Genomic DNA, 17,320 nt, shown 5'->3' on the forward strand with positions numbered 1-17,320 from the left:
CGCCAAGACAGGACTCCGATGAGTGACTTCGATACCGTCCCCGTGCATGACATTCCCGCTGACGCGGTGATCCTGGACGTCCGGGAGGACTACGAATGGGTCGCCGGCCACGCTGACGGCGCACTCCACATCCCCATGGACCAGATCCCGGCCCGGCTGGGTGAGCTCGATCCGGACGAGGACCTCTATGTCATCTGCCGTACGGGCGGCCGCTCCTTCCGCGTTGCCCAATGGCTCACGGGGCAGGGATATTCCGCCATCAACGTCTCGGGCGGGATGGACCAGTGGCTGGAGGCCGGCAAACCTTTGGTTTCGGACAACGGACTCAAGCCGTTGGTGCTTTAGTGGCCGGTACTTCCCGCACCTACACGTTCCTGGGTCCGGAAGGCACCTTCACCGAGGCTGCCCTCCTCCAGGTACCCGATGCCCTTGAGGCGGTGAGGATCCCGGCGTCGAACGTCAACTCCGCCCTTGGGAAGGTCCGTGAAGGTGCGGCCGACGCCGCCATGGTCCCCATCGAGAACTCGGTGGAGGGCGGTGTCACTGCCACGCTGGACGCCATCGCCACCGGCCAGGAACTGCGGATCATCCGCGAGGTCCTGATTCCCATCAGCTTTGTCCTGGTAACCCGTCCCGGTGCGCGGTTGGAAGATGTCCGGCGCGTTTCCACGCACGGCCACGCCTGGGCCCAGTGCAGGCTGTGGATGGACAAGAACATACCCGATGCGGAATACGTTCCCGGCTCCTCGACCGCCGCCGCGGCCGTGGGGTTGCTGGCGGCGGACTGCCACTACGACGCGGCCATCTGCGCGCCGCTGGTGGCCAGCGAACATGCCGGACTGTCCGTGCTGGCGGAGGATATCGGTGACAACCCGGGTGCGGTCACCCGCTTCATCCTGGTGAGCCTGCCAGGGGCCCTGCCGGCGCGGACCGGTGCGGACAAAACCACGGTTGTGGTGCCGCTTCCGGAGGACCGTCCCGGAGCCCTGATGGAGATCCTGGACCAGTTCGCCAGCCGCGGCGTCAACCTCAGCCGGATCGAGTCCCGGCCCACGGGGCAGTACCTGGGACACTATTTCTTCAGCATTGATGCCGACGGCCACGCAGGCGAGGCGAGGGTGGCCGACGCGCTGGCGGGGCTGCACCGCATCAGCCCGGGGACGCGTTTCCTTGGCTCGTACGCCCGGGCAGACAAGCAGCAGACGCCGGTCCCGGCCTATGTCTCCGACGCGGCGTTCTCTGCGGCCCAATCATGGGTTGAATCCATACTCGATGCAGAATCCTTCGCAGGTGAAACCGGTTCCGCAGCTTCGCCCAGAGCGTAGGCAAATGGCTTGGGAACTACTTCCGCGGGCTGCGGACAATGCGTATGCTTGCTTGATCCACACGGGGTATGGCCCCTGACGAAGGGAGAGGGTCATGACCAGCAGCACTGAGAACGACGGCCAGGGGATGATCGTCAACCCCAAGCCGGCCGCTGACAACCAGGACTGGGACGGGGATGACGCTGACCGCGCCGACCGCCTGCGCTTCGAGGAAGAGCAGGCCATGATCCGCGAGCAGTCTGAAGCCCACGCTGCCGCCAAGGCGGCCGCCGATGCAAAGAAGCAGGCCAGCGCCTGAGCCGCGCAGCACTCTTGCTTTTGTCACGTAACAGCGCTGTCAGCGCTCTTTTGTCAACGCACCTTTGCTAACGCACCGCCGTGGCACTGCTGCCATGGACGTCCCGCTTGACCCGGACCAGGAGTGACCGCGGCAGAACCTGGACGGTGAGCTGCGTGGCTTCACCCGAGGTGTCGCCGTCGAGCTGTGTGGGCATGGGTTCGGGGCACTTGATCACCACCCTGCCTGACCGGTAAACGGTCATGATGGGCAGCTTGCCGCTGTGCTTGAACATGATTTTCACGTACATCAGCAGCCACCCCAGCGCGCTGCGGGGGCTCATCACCACAACGTCGAGCATGCCGTCGTCGATCATGGCCTGCGGGATCAGGTCGATGCCGCCGGGGACAAGGCCGCAATTGGCGAAAAGCACACTGCGGATATTCCTTACCTGCTCCGGGTTTCCGTCCAGCGCAATGGAAACCTTCTTTCGCCGGCCCGGCAGGTGGCGTACGCCCGCCTCCGTGTACGCGAGCCAGCCCACCGCCTTCTTCAACCCGTCATTGGTGTCGGCCAGGACCTCGGCATCCATGCCTATCCCGGCGATCACCAGGAAGATGTGCTCGGAGTAGTGGCCGGTCCGGGAGTTCTCGATGGCCATCCGTGCGGTGTCGATGTAGCGCTGGCGGCCGAACAGTGCTGTCTGGACGTTGCCGTGAAGGTCGTTAACATCCAGGTCCACGTTCCGCGCCAGCAGGTTGCCGGTACCCAGTGGAATCAAACCCATGGCAATGTCCGTGTGCGCCAGGGCCTCGGCCACCACCCGGACGGTACCGTCGCCGCCGCCCGCAAGGACGACGTCCGGCTTGCCGGCCAGGACGGCCTGCATCTGGGAAAAGCCGGGGTCCTCCGCGGTCGTCTCGAAGAAGACAGGCTCCTCCCACCCGGCTGCCAGGCAGGCGCGCTGGATGATTTCCCTCGCTTCCCCGGCCCGCGCCTTGATTGGATTCAGGACCACGGCCACCCGCTGCTGCGCCAGCCCGGAGTCGTAAACTTCCCCCGCCACGGTGCTGCGCATATGCAGTGCTTTGAGGCGGCGCACCCCCACCAGCTGGACGTGGCGAAGGCAAGCGCCACCGCAATCAGCAGGTAGAGAATCCAGTCGCTCATGGTGCTTCAACAGTAGCCGTGCGGGCGGCGCGTGGGGGCACGCACCCTGCCGCCCGCCGTCGTGCGCGGTATTGGATACCCTTGTGTGGTGATCGACGTAAAAGACCTCAGCGAAAACCCGGAGAAATACCGTGCCAGCCAGCGTGCCCGTGGCGCGGACGAATCAGTGGTGGACGCGATCATCTCCGCGGATTCCGCCCGCCGCGCTGCCCTGATCCGCTTTGAAAACCTCCGCGCCGAGCAGAACGTGTTCGGCAAGAAGGTGGCGCAGGCCAAGGGTGAAGAGAAGCAGGCGTTGCTGGCAGAGGTCAAGGAGCTCGCCAACTCGGTTAAGGCTGCGTCTGCCGAGGCCGATGCCGCGCAGACCAAGCAGGAAGAACTCCTGCGCACCATCCCCAACCTTATTGAGGACGGCGTGCCCGAGGGCGGCGAGGACGACTACGTGGTGGTCAAGACCGTCGGCACCCCCCGTGAATTCCCGGACTTCGAGCCGCGCGACCACTTGGAGATTGGCGAGCTGATCGGTGCCATAGATATGGAACGCGGTGCCAAGGTCTCCGGTGCCCGGTTCTACTTCCTGCGCGGTGTGGGTGCCCGGCTGGAGATGGCCCTGCTGCAGATGGCCATGGACCAGGCCATCGAGGCAGGGTTCGTCCCGATGATCACCCCCACGCTGGTGCGTCCCGAGACCATGCAGGGGACCGGCTTCGATGTGAAGCACGACGCCGAGATCTACCGACTCGCCGAAGACGACCTTTACCTGGTGGGCACCTCCGAGGTTGCCCTGGCCGGGTACCACGCAGACGAGATCCTGGACTTCTCCAAGGGCCCCATCCGCTACGCCGGCCAGAGCTCCTGCTACCGCCGCGAGGCCGGCTCGCACGGCAAGGACACCCGCGGCATTATCCGCGTCCACCAGTTCAACAAGGTGGAGATGTTCATCTACACCACTGTTGAAGAGGCCGCCGCCGAGCACCAGCGCCTCCTGGCATGGGAAGAGGAAATGCTGGCCAAGTGCGAGCTGCCGTACCGCGTGATTGACACCGCTGCCGGTGACCTCGGCACCTCCGCCGCACGCAAGTACGACTGCGAAGCCTGGGTTCCCACGCAGGGCGCCTACCGCGAGCTGACCTCCACCTCCAACTGCACCACCTTCCAGGCGCGCCGCCTGAATATCCGTGAGCGCGTGGTGAACTCCGAGGGTGTCGCCAAGGGCACCCGGGCAGTGGCCACCCTGAACGGCACCCTGGCCACCACGCGCTGGATCGTGGCGCTGCTGGAGCACCACCAGAACCCGGACGGCTCCGTCAACGTGCCCAAGGCGCTGCAGAAGTACCTGGGCGGCCTCGAGGTCCTGCCGGTTCTCTAAGGGAGCTTTCATAAGCTTGTTCGCGGATCAGGACCTTCATGGTTCTGATCCGCGAACATGCTTAGGCCTGACGGACGCTTGTCCACATACAGGCAGCGGACCGGTGACCGCGCTTCCATGGTCCAACATCCTGTTTGAATGGATATGCCGCCCGGACTGATTGATACTGCCGCCATTCTCCGCACGGGCGCCGGCACCGACGGCGTGCACCGCGCCTTCAAGGCAGGGCAACTGGTGCGGATTCGGCGCGGCTTCTACGTCTCCACCGAGGACTGGCTCAACGCGCTGCCGTCCCAGCGCTTCGCATGGACGACGACGTCACTCGCCAGATCGGTCAAAGGTGCCGTTTTGTGCGGGCAAACGGCAGCGGTGGCGAGCGGTCTGCCGACGCTGGGAACGCCACCGTGCGTGGAGTTGGCGACTGCCTTGCCCGGCCGAAGCGGCATCTGGAAATCGCCGCTGTTGGTCCTGGGCGGGGACGGAACGGCCCAAGACGTGCGCCGCACGCGTTCCTATCCGCTTAGGTACCGGCTCAAGAGCGTGCTGGAACCTGTCCGCCATGGGGAGTTCCTCTGCACAGGACTCATGGAGACCACCGTTGATGTCATTTCCTCCACGAACCTGAGCCAGGCACTCGTACTCGCAGACGGGGCCGCCCGCAGACTCCTGGCCGACGGCGTTGTGGATCGTGGTGCCAGCCTTCTGTCCGTGCCGGGCATTGCCGCCGGCATAGCGGCTCTTCCGTCTGCGGCTGCCCGGCGCCGCGCGGAGCGGGTCGCTGCCCTGGCGAGCCCCCAGCCGGAGTCCGTTGGGGAGTCGTACAGCCGGGCCATCTTTGAGTTCCTTGGTTTCGAACAGCCCGAACTTCAACACGTCTTTAAGGACGGCAACGGCTTCATCGGCAGGAGCGATTTCTGGTGGCCTTCCCAGGGGGTGGTGGGTGAGTTCGACGGCAAGGGGAAGTATGTCCAGGCCGCCCTGCGTGACGGGATCACAGCTGACGAGGCCGTATATCGGGAGAAGCTCCGCGAGGACCGGATCCGGGCGCTGGGCCACGGCTTTGTTCGCTGGCGATGGGCTGACCTCACGGACCCCAGCCGGCTGCGGTGCAAGCTCCTGGCAGCCGGACTCCGCCCGGGCTGCGGCACGTCCTCGCCCGCGAATCAGAAGCTGGTTCGCTAATCAGAACCGTGAAGGCACGGATGTGCGAACGAGGTGAGGACTGTTGGTCCAGGGAAGACGGGGACTCGTCCGCCCAGGGGGATCTGCTGCGCGAGGGACCGCCGGGATGTGGGAATCCGCCGTGTTTACCAACAGTTCAATAAACCTGTGTCCTGCGTCCTAGCGCGTGTCAGTTACGTCTGGTTCACTATGTGGATGACAACGCTGACTGAAACCTCAGTCGCCGGCAACGATGACCGGCGAGACAACAATCCGAACAACAACACCAACACCAACACCCTCGGCTTCGCCGCTGTGGACCAGAAGTTCATGGTCGCCCTGGACGTGGACGGCACCCTGGTGAACCACGACGGCCACATGTCCCCAGGTGTGCGGGAAGCCGCCCAGGCCGTGGTTGCAGCGGGGCACGAGGTGATGATCGCCACCGGCCGCTCCCTGAACGCGACCCTTCCCATCATCGAGAAGATCGGAATCGAGCGCGGATACGCCGTCTGCTGCAACGGCGGCGTAACGCTCCGGCTCCACCCGGAACTCGAAAACGGCTACGAAGTGATCCACAAGGCCACGTTCGATCCCGCTCCGGCCCTGCGTGCGCTCCGGGAGCGCCTCCCGTCCGCCAAGTACGCACTCGAGGATGCCGACGGCAATTTCCTCTCCACCGAGCGGTTCCAGGACGCCAGCTTCGGGGTGGAGGCCGTGGGCGTGGACTTCCACACCATGCTGGAAGCCACCGCCGTCCGCGTGGTGGTCTTCAGCACCGAAAACACGCCGGAGGAGTTCAACGAGGCCATCAACCACGTGGGCCTGGCGGGAGTGACCTATTCGGTGGGATGGACTGCGTGGCTGGATATCGCTGCCGCAGGGGTGACCAAGGCCAGCGCCCTGGAAAACCTTCGGGTCCGCCTTGGTTTTGAAGAGCACCTCACCGTCGCCGTCGGTGACGGCCGGAACGACATCGAGATGCTCACCTGGGCCGGCCGGGGTGTAGCCATGGGCCAGGCTCCGGCGGAGGTGGTGGCCGCCGCTGATGAGGTCACCCATTCAGTGCACGACGACGGCGCCGCCCACGTGCTGCGCAGCCTCCTCTAGGCCGGGGTACTTCCGTCCGTCCCGATTCCGGACCGCGTCCTGGGTCAAGGCAGAATAGAAGCATGACCCTTACGACGTTCGCCCTCGTCCGCCATGGCCAGACCGACTGGAATGCCGAGCGCCGGTTGCAGGGAGCCACCGACATCCCCTTGAACGACGTCGGACGCGGCCAGGCGAGGGACGCCGTCGCCGTCCTTGCCCCGTACGAATGGGACGCAATCGTTTCGTCGCCCCTCAGCCGTGCCGCGGAAACCGCAGACCTGATTGCCGAAGGGCTCGGGCTGGCGGTTTCCCGGCGCGTTCCGGAACTCACGGAGCGCAGTTTCGGCCCGGCCGAAGGGATGCAGGCCGGACCCGAACTGGACGCGCTGCGCATTCCGGGCGGCTTCAAGGGCGCGGAAAGTGAAGACGAGGCCGCCGGCCGCGGCCTTGCCGCACTTGAGGCGCTGGCGGAGGAGTTCCGCGGCCAGCGGCTGCTGGTGGTCACCCACGGCACCCTGCTGCGCGTGAGCCTCAGCCGGGCCATTGGCCAGACCCTGGCGAGCGTGGACAACGCGGTGCTGAACCTGGCGCACCACCACGCGGTGGACGGCTGGAAACTGGAGTACTTCAACGGCGAGCCCGTGATGGCAGCCGCCGGCAACTAGGCCGGCCGGCCCGGAAGGTAGCTAAAGAGAGCTGGCAGGACAGTCAGCTGGCTACCGGGCTTCGAGGATCAGTGCCAGCAACCTGGCAGCTGCGGGCCGGGCGCCGTGCTCCTCATTCCACTGCGCCCGGGCCACCGCTTTACTGACGGCCTGGGTGGTGATGCCCAGTTCCTGCGCCACGGCTTTTTGCTGCCCCCGGACCCCGGGGGTCAGCAGGTCCAGCACCCGCCATTCAGCATCGGAACGGTCACGCACGATATGGCCCAGCAGCCTGAGGATGGCCTCGGCGTCGTGGGCGACATCGGCCAGCGGCCCTTCCACCGCCACCGGGATCCGCTCCTTGCTGCTGCGGAGCCTGTCCACGGCCCGGCGCGCGTACACCAGACCGTGGCCGGAGGCGTCCTTGATCTGGTTGGGCAGCGGCTCATTTACCGGCCCCGCGCCGATCCCCACGTACCAGTGCCCGCTGCGAAGTGCGATCAGTGCGGCATCCACGGCCTGGTGCGGGCAGTCGACGATTCCCTGGACTTCGTCCTCCACCGACCGGTCGAAGTCCAGGCGCGCAGGGATGTGCCGCAGCGCCTTGAGCAGCTGCGGCACCTGGTCGCCGTCGCGCCGGCTGTCCGTCTGATTGATGGTCAACGTGAACATTTCTGGATCCACACTACCCGGAAGTAGGAACTACGGAACGGCCGATTGCAGGGCCCGGTTGCCGGTTGGGGCAGGAGATTTTCCCGGCCCGGGCGAGCCCATGCCGGCTGGCGCTGGGTGGCAAGAGCGGAAAGCCCGACGGCGGGGCTTGCCTGCCTGCCCCTCCATCTGTTGCCATGGGGGAACGGCCGCCTGCAGCGGCACACCCGACGTGAGGATGGTTATGGCCGGCAGCACTGGGCAGGATGAGATGCAGCAGGACGACGTGCAGCAGGGCGCCGCACGGCAGGAGGGGCCGGGGCAGGAAGACCTGGGCCTCGTCGACAAATGGTGGCGGGCCGCCAACTATCTTTCCGTGGGGCAGATCTACCTCCGGTCCAACCCCCTGCTGCGGGAACCGCTGCAGGCAGAGGACACCAAGTCCCGCCTGCTGGGGCACTGGGGCACCACCCCCGGACTCAACTTCGTCTACGCCCACCTGAACCGCGTGATCCGCCGCGACTCCCTGGAGATGCTCTTCGTCGCCGGTCCCGGCCATGGCGGTCCCGCCGTCGTCGCCAATGCCTGGATGGAGGGGACCTACTCCGAAATCTATGCCCACGTGGGCAATGACGAGGCAGGCCTGGCCGAACTCTTCCGGCAGTTCTCCTACCCCGGCGGAATCCCCAGCCACGCGGCCCCGGAAACCCCCGGCTCCATCAGCGAAGGCGGGGAGCTGGGGTACTCCCTGGCCCACGCGTACGGATCGGTGTTCGACAACCCGCAGCTGGTGACCGCCGTGGTGATTGGCGACGGCGAGGCGGAAACCGGTCCGCTGGCCGCCAGCTGGCATTCCCACAACTTCCTTGACCCCGCCGTGGATGGTGCCGTCCTGCCCATCCTGCACCTAAACGGCTACAAGATCGCCAACCCCACCATCCTGGCCCGGATGCCCCAGGACCAGCTGGAGCAGCTGCTGCGCGGATACGGGCACCAACCGTACTTCGTCACGGTGGCGGACCCGGACGACACCGAAAAGGCGCACCGCGATTTCGCCGGCGTCCTGGACCGGTGCCTGGCGGATATCAAGGCCATCCAGAATGCCCACCGGCAGGACGCTTCCGGTGAAGAGGCGGGGGAGGGCGGACACCGCTGGCCCCTGATCGTGCTGCGCTCGCCCAAGGGCTGGACCGGACCCCGCATGGTTGACGGGCTGCAGGTGGAAGGCACCTGGCGGGCCCACCAGGTGCCGCTGTCCGAGGTCCGCACCAACGGCGAGCACCTGAAGCAGCTGGAGGAGTGGCTGCAGTCCTACCGGCCGGCGGAACTGTTCGACGGCGACGGCCGGCTCCGGCCCGACGTCGCCGAAGGTGCGCCCACGGGCGACTTCCGCATGAGTGCCACACCGCATGCCAACGGCGGATTGTTGAGGCGCGCGCTGAAGCTGCCCGCCTACCGCGACCACGCCGTGGAGGTTCCCAGCCCGGGCACCGAGCGGGTCAGCCCCATGGTTACGCTCGGATCCTGGATGCGGGACGTGATTGCGCAGAACATGGATAACTTCCGGCTGTTCGGCCCGGACGAGACGGCCTCCAACCGGCTGCAGAACGTCTATGAGGTCACCGACAAGGTGTGGCAGTACAGGATCGATGACGTCGACGAGCACCTTGCGCGCTCCGGCCGGGTCCTGGAGGTGCTGAGCGAGCACCTGTGCCAGGGCTGGCTGGAGGGGTACCTCCTCACCGGCCGGCACGGCGTCTTCAACTGCTACGAGGCCTTCGTCCACATTGTCGACTCCATGTTCAACCAGCACGCCAAATGGCTGAAGGTCTCCCGGAAGCTGCACTGGCGCCAGCCGGTGCCATCCCTGAACTACCTGCTGTCGTCGCACGTGTGGCAGCAGGACCACAACGGCTTCTCGCACCAGGACCCCGGCTTCATCGACCACGCCGTGAACAAGAAGGCCGAGGTCATCCGGGTCTACCTGCCGCCGGACACCAACACCCTGCTCTCCGTCATGGAGCACTGCCTGGCCTCCACGGACTACGTGAACATCGTGGTGAGTGGGAAGCAGCCCTCACCCACCTGGCTCGGTCCGGCCGATGCCGCCAACCATTGCCGCCGCGGCCTGGGGATCTGGACGTTTGCCGGTTCCGAGGTGCCCGGCGAGGAGCCCGACGTCGTCCTGGCCTGCGCCGGTGACGTCCCCACCGTGGAGACCGTGGCGGCCGCCGAACTGCTCCGGAAGGGCGCGCCCGGACTCAAGGTGCGGGTGGTGAACGTGGTGGACCTGATGCGGCTGCAGGACGACAGCGAGCACCCGCACGGCCTCCCCGCTCATGACTTCGACGGGATTTTCACCGCCGACAAGCCGGTCATCTTCGCGTACCACGGCTACCCGGCGCTGATCCACCGGCTCGCCTACCGGCGGACCAACCAGCAGGGCCTCCACGTGCACGGCTATAAAGAAGAGGGGACCACCACCACACCGTTCGACATGGCCATGCTCAACGGAATCGACCGGTTCACCCTGGCTATCGACGCGATCGACCGGGTACCCGGCCTGGCTGAGAAGCACTCGCTCCTGCGCCAGGACCTGCAGGACCGCCGCAACCGGGCGCGCGAGCACACCCGCACCCACGGCGAGGACCCGGAGGAGATCCGGAACTGGAAGCTGGGCGGCTGACCCCCACCTAGTTGCGGAGTTCGTCCAGCGTGCAGGAGGGCAGGTGGATCCAGCCCTCGCTGCGCGCTGCCCGCGCATGGGAACCGTCCGGCAAGAGCGTACGACGACGGGCGGCGGCCCGGGCGGTCAGGGAAGCGATGACGGCGTCGAAGAGATCGTCCGAGCCGGCCAGGGCGCCCCGGTGCCCGCCCAGGTCCAGCCATGGCGCCTGCTCTTCGAGGGCCGCCAGCAGGAGGCCGAGGCGTTCGGCTTCCGGGACGCCCCGGCCCTTGTAGCCGCGCCCGTTCAGGCCCCAGATCTTCAGGGATGCTGCCGGGTAGACCTCGGCCAGGCGTCCTGAGCCGTCACGCGCCTGTGGGCCGTGCAGCGCGGCGATCTTTGCCTGGATCACGGCGCAGCGCATGGCAGGATGGGCCAGCCGGTCGGCGGAGACGCTGAGCGGGATCAGCCCGGTTTCGCGCGTGACGAAGCGGTCGGTGTCCCGGTAGGCGAGCAGCCTCCGGCCGGCAATTCCGTCGTACTCGAGGACGGGATTGGCGTCGAAGTTCAGGTGGCCGGTAAGGAACGGGATCAGCGCGTCGGGCCAGCCCACCGGACAGTCGACGCCGGTCATGTCGCAGGAGCCGAACAGCTCCACGATGTCCTGGTCGTCCACGTCCAGGGCCAGGTGGGTGAGCCGGGCCGCATCTGGCTCCCACTCGATCACCGCGACGGCGGTCTTCCTGGTGGCCGCCGCCAGGTCCACGCCCAGCGTTTTCACGCTCTCAGGCTGCCTGATACTGCAGGACTCCGGTGATGCCGCCGGACTTCCCAAGGTCGGCGCCGCCGGCGAAACCGGCCCACAGGGCCCGCACCTTCCGGCCAGCCGCCTCCACGTCCTCCCAGCGGGCGCCGGCGATCAGTCCCACCCCGTCCCATGTTTCCCTGGTGCCGAGCAGCAGGGGCAGGTCCACGGTGTGGGCCGCGCCAAAGATGTTGCCGGGGGCATGCCAGGTCAGGAGGTACCGGTGGGCTTTTCCCCCGCTTTGGCGTGGCGCCGGGCGAACCGGCGCGTTGCCCGGCCGTACACGGTTTCGGTGACCACCCAGTCGATGGCACGCACGGCGTGCTGACCCACCAAGGGGATCCCGGCCAGCCGCATCAGTCGGGGGCTGCGGGGAAGGAACAGGCGCGCCTCCTCCGAGGTATGGCCGATCAGCACCTCGATGGCGGGCGCCGTCCGGTCCCACGCCGCTTCGATCCCGGCTTCCTCCGGGAGTGGATCGTGCCCGTACTGTGTGCCAAAGGGCATGGCAGCCAGCATGCCGAACTTTTTGGCCACTTGGGCGACCTGTTCCTCGACCGCCACCACGTCCATGGCCGGTGTCTGTTCGGTGACCGATTCGGCGGCGATGCCCATGGCGTGGTTCATTTTGGCCCGCCCGCGGGTGATGCCCAGCGGTGCACTTTGGATGATGGCGCGCTGGAAGAGTGTAGGCGCCTCGGGTGTGGCCATCAGGTGGGCGATCGCATCACCACCGGCGGACTGGCCGAATGCGGTGACCCGGCGGGGGTCGCCGCCAAAGGCCTGGATATTCCGCTTCACCCACCGGAATGCCTCCAATTGGTCCAGGAGCCCCAGGTTGCCGGGACGTCCCGCGGGTGTGGCCAGGAACCCGAACAGCCCCAGCCGGTACGTCACGGAGACCACGATGACGCGGTTCTCGGCCACCAGCCGGGCGGGGTCGAAGATGGCCAGGTCCCCGGAGCCGGTGGTGTAGGAGCCGCCGTGGATCCAGACCATGACGGGCAGTTTTTCGTCCGGCCTGACGTCGCCGGGCATGGTGATGGAAAGGTTCTGGCAGTCCTCGCTCCCCGGAAGCTCCCCGTATCTGGTGCCCAGGACGTCGTCGAGGAACGGCACGGGCGCCTGGGGGCAGGCAGGGGAGAGGGACGTGGCGGACAGCTCGGAGGTCCAGTCCGGGACCTGCACGGGCGGCTGGAACCGGGCGGCCTCGGCGTACGGGATCCCTGTGGCGCGGATAACTTCGCCGTCCCGCCAGCCGGCGACAGGGCCGCAGGGCGGATGGAACAAGAGCTGGGAAGTCAGTGCTGGCTCAGAACTCACAGCCCCACGATTCCACAGATTTACCTTTGTGGGGACAACGACAAATCCCCGCCTCCCGGACCTATCCCCCTTGCATGAAGCGGGGACTTGTCCGGCAGACGGGGATTCAGGGCCTGGCCGCCCTAAGGCGGTGGCCCGGTGGAACCAGTGCGCCGGTGGAACCAGTGCGACGGTGGAACTAGTGCGACGCGGGCACGTAACGCTTGATGGAGGCTTCCAGCTCGGCTTCGGCCGCGGCGCGGTCGCCCCAGCCCTCGGCCTTGACCCACTTGCCGGGCTCCAGGTCCTTGTAGCGGGTGAAGAAGTGCTCGATCTCCTTGATCAGGAATTCGTTGACGTCGCTGACTTCCTGGATGTGGTCAAAGCGGGCATCCACGGGGACGCAGAGGATCTTGGCGTCCCCGCCGCCGTCGTCCGTCATGTTGAAGACACCGATGGGGCGGGACTCGACGATGACGCCGGGGTGCAGGTCGAAGTCCTGCAGGAGCACCAGCGCGTCCAGCGGGTCGCCGTCCTCGCCGAGGGTGTTTTCGAAGTACCCGTAGTGCGTGGGGTACTGCATTGAGGTGAAGAGGACGCGGTCCAGGCGGACACGGCCAGTCTCGTGGTCAACTTCGTACTTGACGCGCGATCCCTTGGGGATCTCGATGGTCACGTCGTGCTTCATGGAATGCTCCTCGGCAATTGCAGGGGGTGCGCGGCACACTTGACGGGCCCACAAAAAGAGTGTCGGTGCCGCCGACTACTATTGAGGATATAGCGAGAGGCCCTGGAATCAGGAACTTGTGGGGAAATTTCAGGACTTGAGGACCAGCACCAGCATGACCAAAACAACCGGCCAGGAACCGTTGCGCGCGCACCGGTCCGCGCGCGCCGGCAGCCTTGGCCGGACCCCCGCGAAAGGGCCGCGCAAGCCCTGGCCCCTGGCCCTGGCGGCCTTGATCCTGCTTGTCCTGGCCCTCCCGGGAGCCCTGCTGGTGGCTCCCGGATTCCTGGGCCCCGGGGTCTCTGGCGCCGGGGTCTTTGGTGCGGCTCCCCAGCCCGCCCCGGCGCCTCCAGCCTGGCAGCAGGCCCCCGCCACCCTGTCCGCCCCTCAGGCGCTCGCCCCGCTTCAGCAGTCGGCCCCAGTGCCCCTTCCGTCAGCGGTGGCAGCCCAGGTGGACCCGGCATTGAAGGCCGACGGCGGCGGTACCTTCACCGGCATGGTGCAGGACGCGCTCACGGGCCAGGTCCTCTTTGACCGGGGCGGCGCGGAAAGCCGGGTGCCGGCGTCGAACCTTAAACTGCTGACGGCGGTGGCCGCACTGCGCACCCTGGGGCCGGACCACCGCTTCGCCACCAAGGTGGTGCCGGGCCCCGCCGCCGGGCAGGTGGTGCTGGTGGGCGGCGGCGACGTCCTCCTGGCCGCCGGGGAGTCGAGGCCGGGCCAGGTTATGGGCCACGCCGGCCTTGCCACCCTTGCCGCCCTTACGGTGCAGGCCCTGCAGGCCGCCGGAACCACGGGAGACATCAAGGTAGTGGTGGATGACTCCCTCTTCACCGGCGCGGCGTTGAATCCGGCCTGGCAGAGCGGCGACGTGGAAGCGGGCGAAATAGCGCCGCTGTACCCCCTGGCCCTCAACTCTGCACGCTTCGACCCCGCCGTCACCACCGGCCCCCGGCCCCAGGATTCCGCCATAACCGCCGCGGAGGAGTTCGCGGCCCGGCTCCGTGCGGCAGGTGCCGGGGCCGGCCTCACGGTGGCGGCCGGCGTCGAACGTTCACCAGGCGCGTCCCAAGCCGCCGCCCCAGCCCTGGCGGCCGTCCAATCGGCCACCGTGTCTGAGCAGGTGAACCTGATGCTGCAGGTATCTGACAACTACCTTGCCGAAACCATGGGCCGGATGGCCGCGTTGGCCACCGGCCGGACCGGAAGCAATGACGGTGCCACGGCCGTGGTCGCGGCCGAACTCGCGGCAGTGGGCATCCCCTCTGATGCCGTGAAGCTGGTGGATGTGTGCGGGCTGGCCATGGGCAACCAGGTTGCGGCCCGCCAGTTCACTGACGTGGTGCGGGCCATCACTACCGGCGCCGACACCAGGCTGCGGGCCGCCCTGGACGGCTTTCCGGTTGGTGGCCTGTCAGGAACCCTGGACACCCGCTACGGGGATGCCACCACGTCCGGCGGTGCCGGCCTGGTTCGCGCCAAGACCGGGACACTGAACACCGTTCTGGCGCTGAGCGGATATGTGGTGGACTCCGACGGGCGGCTCCTGGTCTTCTCCTTCATCGGCAACGGCCTGACCCCGGGCGCGCCCGGCAACAAGGAAGCCCTGGACCGGGCCGCCACGGCGCTGGCGGGCTGCGGCTGCCGCTAGCACGGCTGCCATTGGTACTCCATGAGGGGGATTCTTCCTGCACTTCCAACGTGCCGGCCTGGACTGGGACGGCGCTTCTGGCCTCCTGTGCCGGGGCTGTGCAAGTTCGCCGGTCAGCGAACTTAAGGACGATCCACAGCCTGCTGTGTTCTGATGGGAACCATGGAGTCCACTGCGCGCGAATCCGCATCGACGTTGTCCCCAACAGCCCAGTCCCTGATCAACTGGGACCTCGCTGCGTCTGCCGCAGCGCGGCTGGCTCCCGCCGGGCCGGAGCTCGATGAAAAGGCCATCGGGGAAGCGGTGGACAGCCTTCGACGGCTGGCGGACGCTTCCGTTCCGCACGTGCACGACATCACCGGCCTGGAGGCGGCGCGCGACCTTCGCGATTCCTCGGTGCTGGTGGTGGACCGAGCGTCCTGGGCCAAAGCCAACACGCAGAGTTTCGCGGTGATGCTCAAACCCGCAATGCAGAAGATGCTGGACAGCCGCCGCGGAAGCCTCAGCCCCGCTGCCGCCCAGGTCAGCGGCGCCATCACCGGCAGCCAGTTGGGCGCCGTGCTTGCCTTCCTGTCCAGCAAGGTCCTGGGCCAGTACGATCCCTTCGCGGCGCTGGCAGAAAACTCCACGGCTCCCGCGGCCGGCCGGCTCCTGCTGGTGGCCCCCAACATCGTGTCGGTGGAACGGGAACTCACCGTCACGCCCGAGGACTTCCGGCTCTGGGTCTGCCTGCACGAGCAAACCCACCGTGTCCAGTTCGCGGCCGCCCCCTGGCTGCGGCACCACATGCTGGAACAAATCGACGAACTCAGCGGCCACCTGCTGGGCAACGTCGACACCCTCATGGAGCGCGCCACCGCTGCTGCCCGCTCCCTGAAGGACCGCTCCGCCACCGGAAACACTCCCGGCCGCGGCGCCATTCTGGACCTGCTGCAGGATCCGGAGGAAAAGGCCGCCATCTCGCACCTCACCGCCGTCATGAGCCTCCTCGAAGGGCACGCCAACGTGGTGATGGACGCCGTCGACGCCAGCATCGTCCCGTCCGTGAAGACCATCCGGCAGCGGTTCAACGACCGCGGCAAGGACCGGGGCGTGATCGAGAAGTTCATCCGCAGCCTCCTGGGCCTGGACGCCAAGATGCGCCAGTACTCCGACGGCGCCCGCTTCGTCCGGGCCGTGGTGGACGTGGCCGGAATGGACGGCTTCAACAAAGTCTGGGAGTCCGTGGACCACCTGCCTACCGAGCCCGAAATCCACGACGCCAAGCTGTGGCTTGAGCGGATGGGTCACTGATTGACGGACACACCTGTACCCGGGACTGAGTGGCCTGCCGGCACCGCCGGGCCACGCAGCGGACGGCGCCGGCCCGGAAGGCTCGCGCCCGTCGTCGGGACTGCGCGCAGGATGCTGCAAAACGCGCTCGCCGATGCCGGATATCCCGGCCACGTCGTCGTGGCGTGCAGCGGAGGCCCCGATTCCCTGGCGCTGGCCGCCGTCGCTGCGTACTTTGCCCGGCGCGGGCATGTGGACGGACGCCCGCTGACCGTGGGAGCCGTGGTGGTGGACCACCAGCTGCAGGAGGGGTCCGGCGACATTGCCGCGCGCACCGCCAAGACCCTGGAGGAGCTGGGCCTTTCACCGGTTGAGATCCGCACGGTCACGGTGGCTGGTGCCGGTATGGGCCCAGAGGCCGCCGCACGCGAAGCCCGGCACGCCGCGCTCGAAGCCGCCGCGGCGGGACAGGGCGCCGGCGCCATCCTGCTGGGCCACACGCTCGACGACCAGGCGGAGCAGGTACTGCTGGGCCTGGCCCGGGGCTCCGGCTCCCGCTCGCTCGCGGGCATGCGGCCGTCCCGGGCAGGCGCCGGAAACAGTGTCCTGCTGCGCCCGTTCCTCGGCCTGCGCAGGGCGGACACCGAGGAGATCTGCGCGGTGGAGGACCTGGATCCCTGGCACGATCCCACCAACGCCGATCCCGCCTTTGCACGCTCCCGGACCCGCGTGGAGGTCCTTCCGCACCTCGAGGAGAACCTGGGCCCCGGGGTTGCCGAATCCCTGGCCCGGACTGCCGCCATCCTGCAGCTTGACGCCGACTACCTGGAGGCTGTGGCGGAAAGCACCTTCGCCTCCCTGGTGGAGCGGGACGGCGGCACACTGGCGCTGCCCGAGGAGGCGTTGCGTGCCCTGGCCCCGGCCATCAGGTTCCGTGTGATCGCCAAGGCAGCGGCCGACGTCGGCGGCCAGCAGCCCAGCTACCAGCGCCTTTTGGCGGCGGAAGCGCTGCTGCGGCGCCAGGGTTCGGCGGGTCCGGTGGAGCTTCCCGGCGGCGTCAGCGTGTACCGGCTGTCGCTGGCACAGCTGGAGGGATCAAAGGACGCCGGCGTGCCGGGTGCCCAGGGCGGCCCCGGTTCTGTTCCCCGCGAACGGGCGCGCTGTGGGAAGCTAGTATTCCGGTCCCAAAACCGCCCGCAAAATAGTCGC

The 17,320-nt window shown here is 67.5% G+C and carries 13 protein-coding genes and 3 pseudogenes; 11 read left to right on the forward strand and 5 right to left on the reverse strand.

Annotated features, from left to right (window positions below; genetic code table 11):
- Positions 1–18: 18 nt before the first annotated feature.
- The 3 genes from OUO20_RS18870 to OUO20_RS18880 all read left to right on the forward strand — a co-directional run bounded on the left by OUO20_RS18870 (position 19) and on the right by OUO20_RS18880 (position 1,623).
- On the forward strand, positions 19–345 hold the full coding sequence (locus tag OUO20_RS18870; protein WP_056388424.1) for a rhodanese-like domain-containing protein: 327 nt from the start codon (positions 19–21) through the stop codon (positions 343–345).
- The gene (pheA, locus tag OUO20_RS18875; RefSeq protein ID WP_018770275.1) at positions 345–1,325 is read left to right on the forward strand and encodes a prephenate dehydratase; all 981 of its coding nucleotides are present in this window, start codon (positions 345–347) and stop codon (positions 1,323–1,325) included. The genes OUO20_RS18870 and pheA overlap by 1 nt, the downstream gene beginning before the upstream one ends.
- Before the next feature lie 94 nt (positions 1,326–1,419).
- Positions 1,420–1,623 carry a hypothetical protein gene (locus tag OUO20_RS18880; RefSeq protein ID WP_018770274.1) on the forward strand — a complete coding sequence of 68 codons (204 nt, stop codon included), beginning with the start codon at positions 1,420–1,422 and terminating at the stop codon, positions 1,621–1,623.
- Between the two features lie 67 nt (positions 1,624–1,690).
- On the opposite strand, the pseudogene OUO20_RS18885 reads toward OUO20_RS18880, so the two are convergent.
- Positions 1,691–2,772, reverse strand: a pseudogene (locus OUO20_RS18885) (diacylglycerol/lipid kinase family protein).
- A gap of 88 nt (positions 2,773–2,860) precedes the next feature.
- Here OUO20_RS18885 and serS point away from each other — a divergent pair.
- The 4 genes from serS to OUO20_RS18905 all read left to right on the forward strand — a co-directional run bounded on the left by serS (position 2,861) and on the right by OUO20_RS18905 (position 7,059).
- Entirely contained in the window at positions 2,861–4,141 is a 1,281-nt protein-coding gene (gene serS, locus OUO20_RS18890; protein ID WP_026265933.1) for a serine--tRNA ligase, read from the forward strand.
- 138 nt (positions 4,142–4,279) lie between these two features.
- Positions 4,280–5,323, forward strand: a complete 1,044-nt coding sequence (locus OUO20_RS18895; RefSeq protein WP_268002417.1) for a hypothetical protein — start codon at positions 4,280–4,282, stop codon at positions 5,321–5,323.
- A 195-nt stretch (positions 5,324–5,518) separates the two neighbouring features.
- Positions 5,519–6,412, forward strand: coding sequence for an HAD family hydrolase (locus OUO20_RS18900; RefSeq protein ID WP_268002418.1), 894 nt, complete (start codon positions 5,519–5,521; stop codon positions 6,410–6,412).
- 62 nt (positions 6,413–6,474) lie between these two features.
- A complete protein-coding gene (locus OUO20_RS18905) occupies positions 6,475–7,059 on the forward strand; it encodes a histidine phosphatase family protein (protein WP_018770269.1) in 585 nt (194 codons plus the stop codon).
- 51 nt (positions 7,060–7,110) lie between these two features.
- Here OUO20_RS18905 and OUO20_RS18910 read toward each other — a convergent pair whose 3' ends face one another.
- Positions 7,111–7,710 (reverse strand): hypothetical protein, encoded by a 600-nt coding sequence (locus OUO20_RS18910; RefSeq protein ID WP_056388417.1) that lies wholly within the window; start codon positions 7,708–7,710, stop codon positions 7,111–7,113.
- A gap of 223 nt (positions 7,711–7,933) precedes the next feature.
- Between OUO20_RS18910 and OUO20_RS18915 the strand changes: the two genes are divergently transcribed.
- Positions 7,934–10,375, forward strand: a complete 2,442-nt coding sequence (locus tag OUO20_RS18915; RefSeq protein ID WP_268002419.1) for a phosphoketolase family protein — start codon at positions 7,934–7,936, stop codon at positions 10,373–10,375.
- A 7-nt stretch (positions 10,376–10,382) separates the two neighbouring features.
- Here OUO20_RS18915 and OUO20_RS18920 read toward each other — a convergent pair whose 3' ends face one another.
- From OUO20_RS18920 to OUO20_RS18930, 3 genes and pseudogenes are all read right to left on the reverse strand, one after another.
- A complete protein-coding gene (locus tag OUO20_RS18920) occupies positions 10,383–11,135 on the reverse strand; it encodes a DUF429 domain-containing protein (protein ID WP_268002421.1) in 753 nt (250 codons plus the stop codon).
- Positions 11,136–11,139: 4 nt separating this feature from the next.
- Positions 11,140–12,482, reverse strand: a pseudogene (locus OUO20_RS18925) (carboxylesterase family protein).
- 178 nt (positions 12,483–12,660) lie between these two features.
- Positions 12,661–13,149: an inorganic diphosphatase gene (locus OUO20_RS18930; protein ID WP_018770264.1), complete on the reverse strand. Its 489-nt coding sequence runs from the start codon at positions 13,147–13,149 to the stop codon at positions 12,661–12,663.
- A 154-nt stretch (positions 13,150–13,303) separates the two neighbouring features.
- Here OUO20_RS18930 and dacB point away from each other — a divergent pair, with 154 nt between their 5' ends.
- From dacB to tilS, 3 genes and pseudogenes are all read left to right on the forward strand, one after another.
- Positions 13,304–14,839 (forward strand): D-alanyl-D-alanine carboxypeptidase/D-alanyl-D-alanine endopeptidase, encoded by a 1,536-nt coding sequence (dacB, locus tag OUO20_RS18935; RefSeq protein WP_268002422.1) that lies wholly within the window; start codon positions 13,304–13,306, stop codon positions 14,837–14,839.
- A gap of 162 nt (positions 14,840–15,001) precedes the next feature.
- Positions 15,002–16,132, forward strand: a complete 1,131-nt coding sequence (locus tag OUO20_RS18940) for a zinc-dependent metalloprotease (RefSeq protein ID WP_268003467.1) — start codon at positions 15,002–15,004, stop codon at positions 16,130–16,132.
- Between the two features lie 111 nt (positions 16,133–16,243).
- Positions 16,244–17,311 (forward strand): annotated as a pseudogene (gene tilS, locus OUO20_RS18945) (tRNA lysidine(34) synthetase TilS); the annotation flags it as partial.
- Positions 17,312–17,320: the final 9 nt, after the last annotated feature.

The organism is Arthrobacter sp. FX8 (genome assembly GCF_026723805.1).
Taxonomy (GTDB): Bacteria; Actinomycetota; Actinomycetes; order Actinomycetales; family Micrococcaceae; genus Arthrobacter.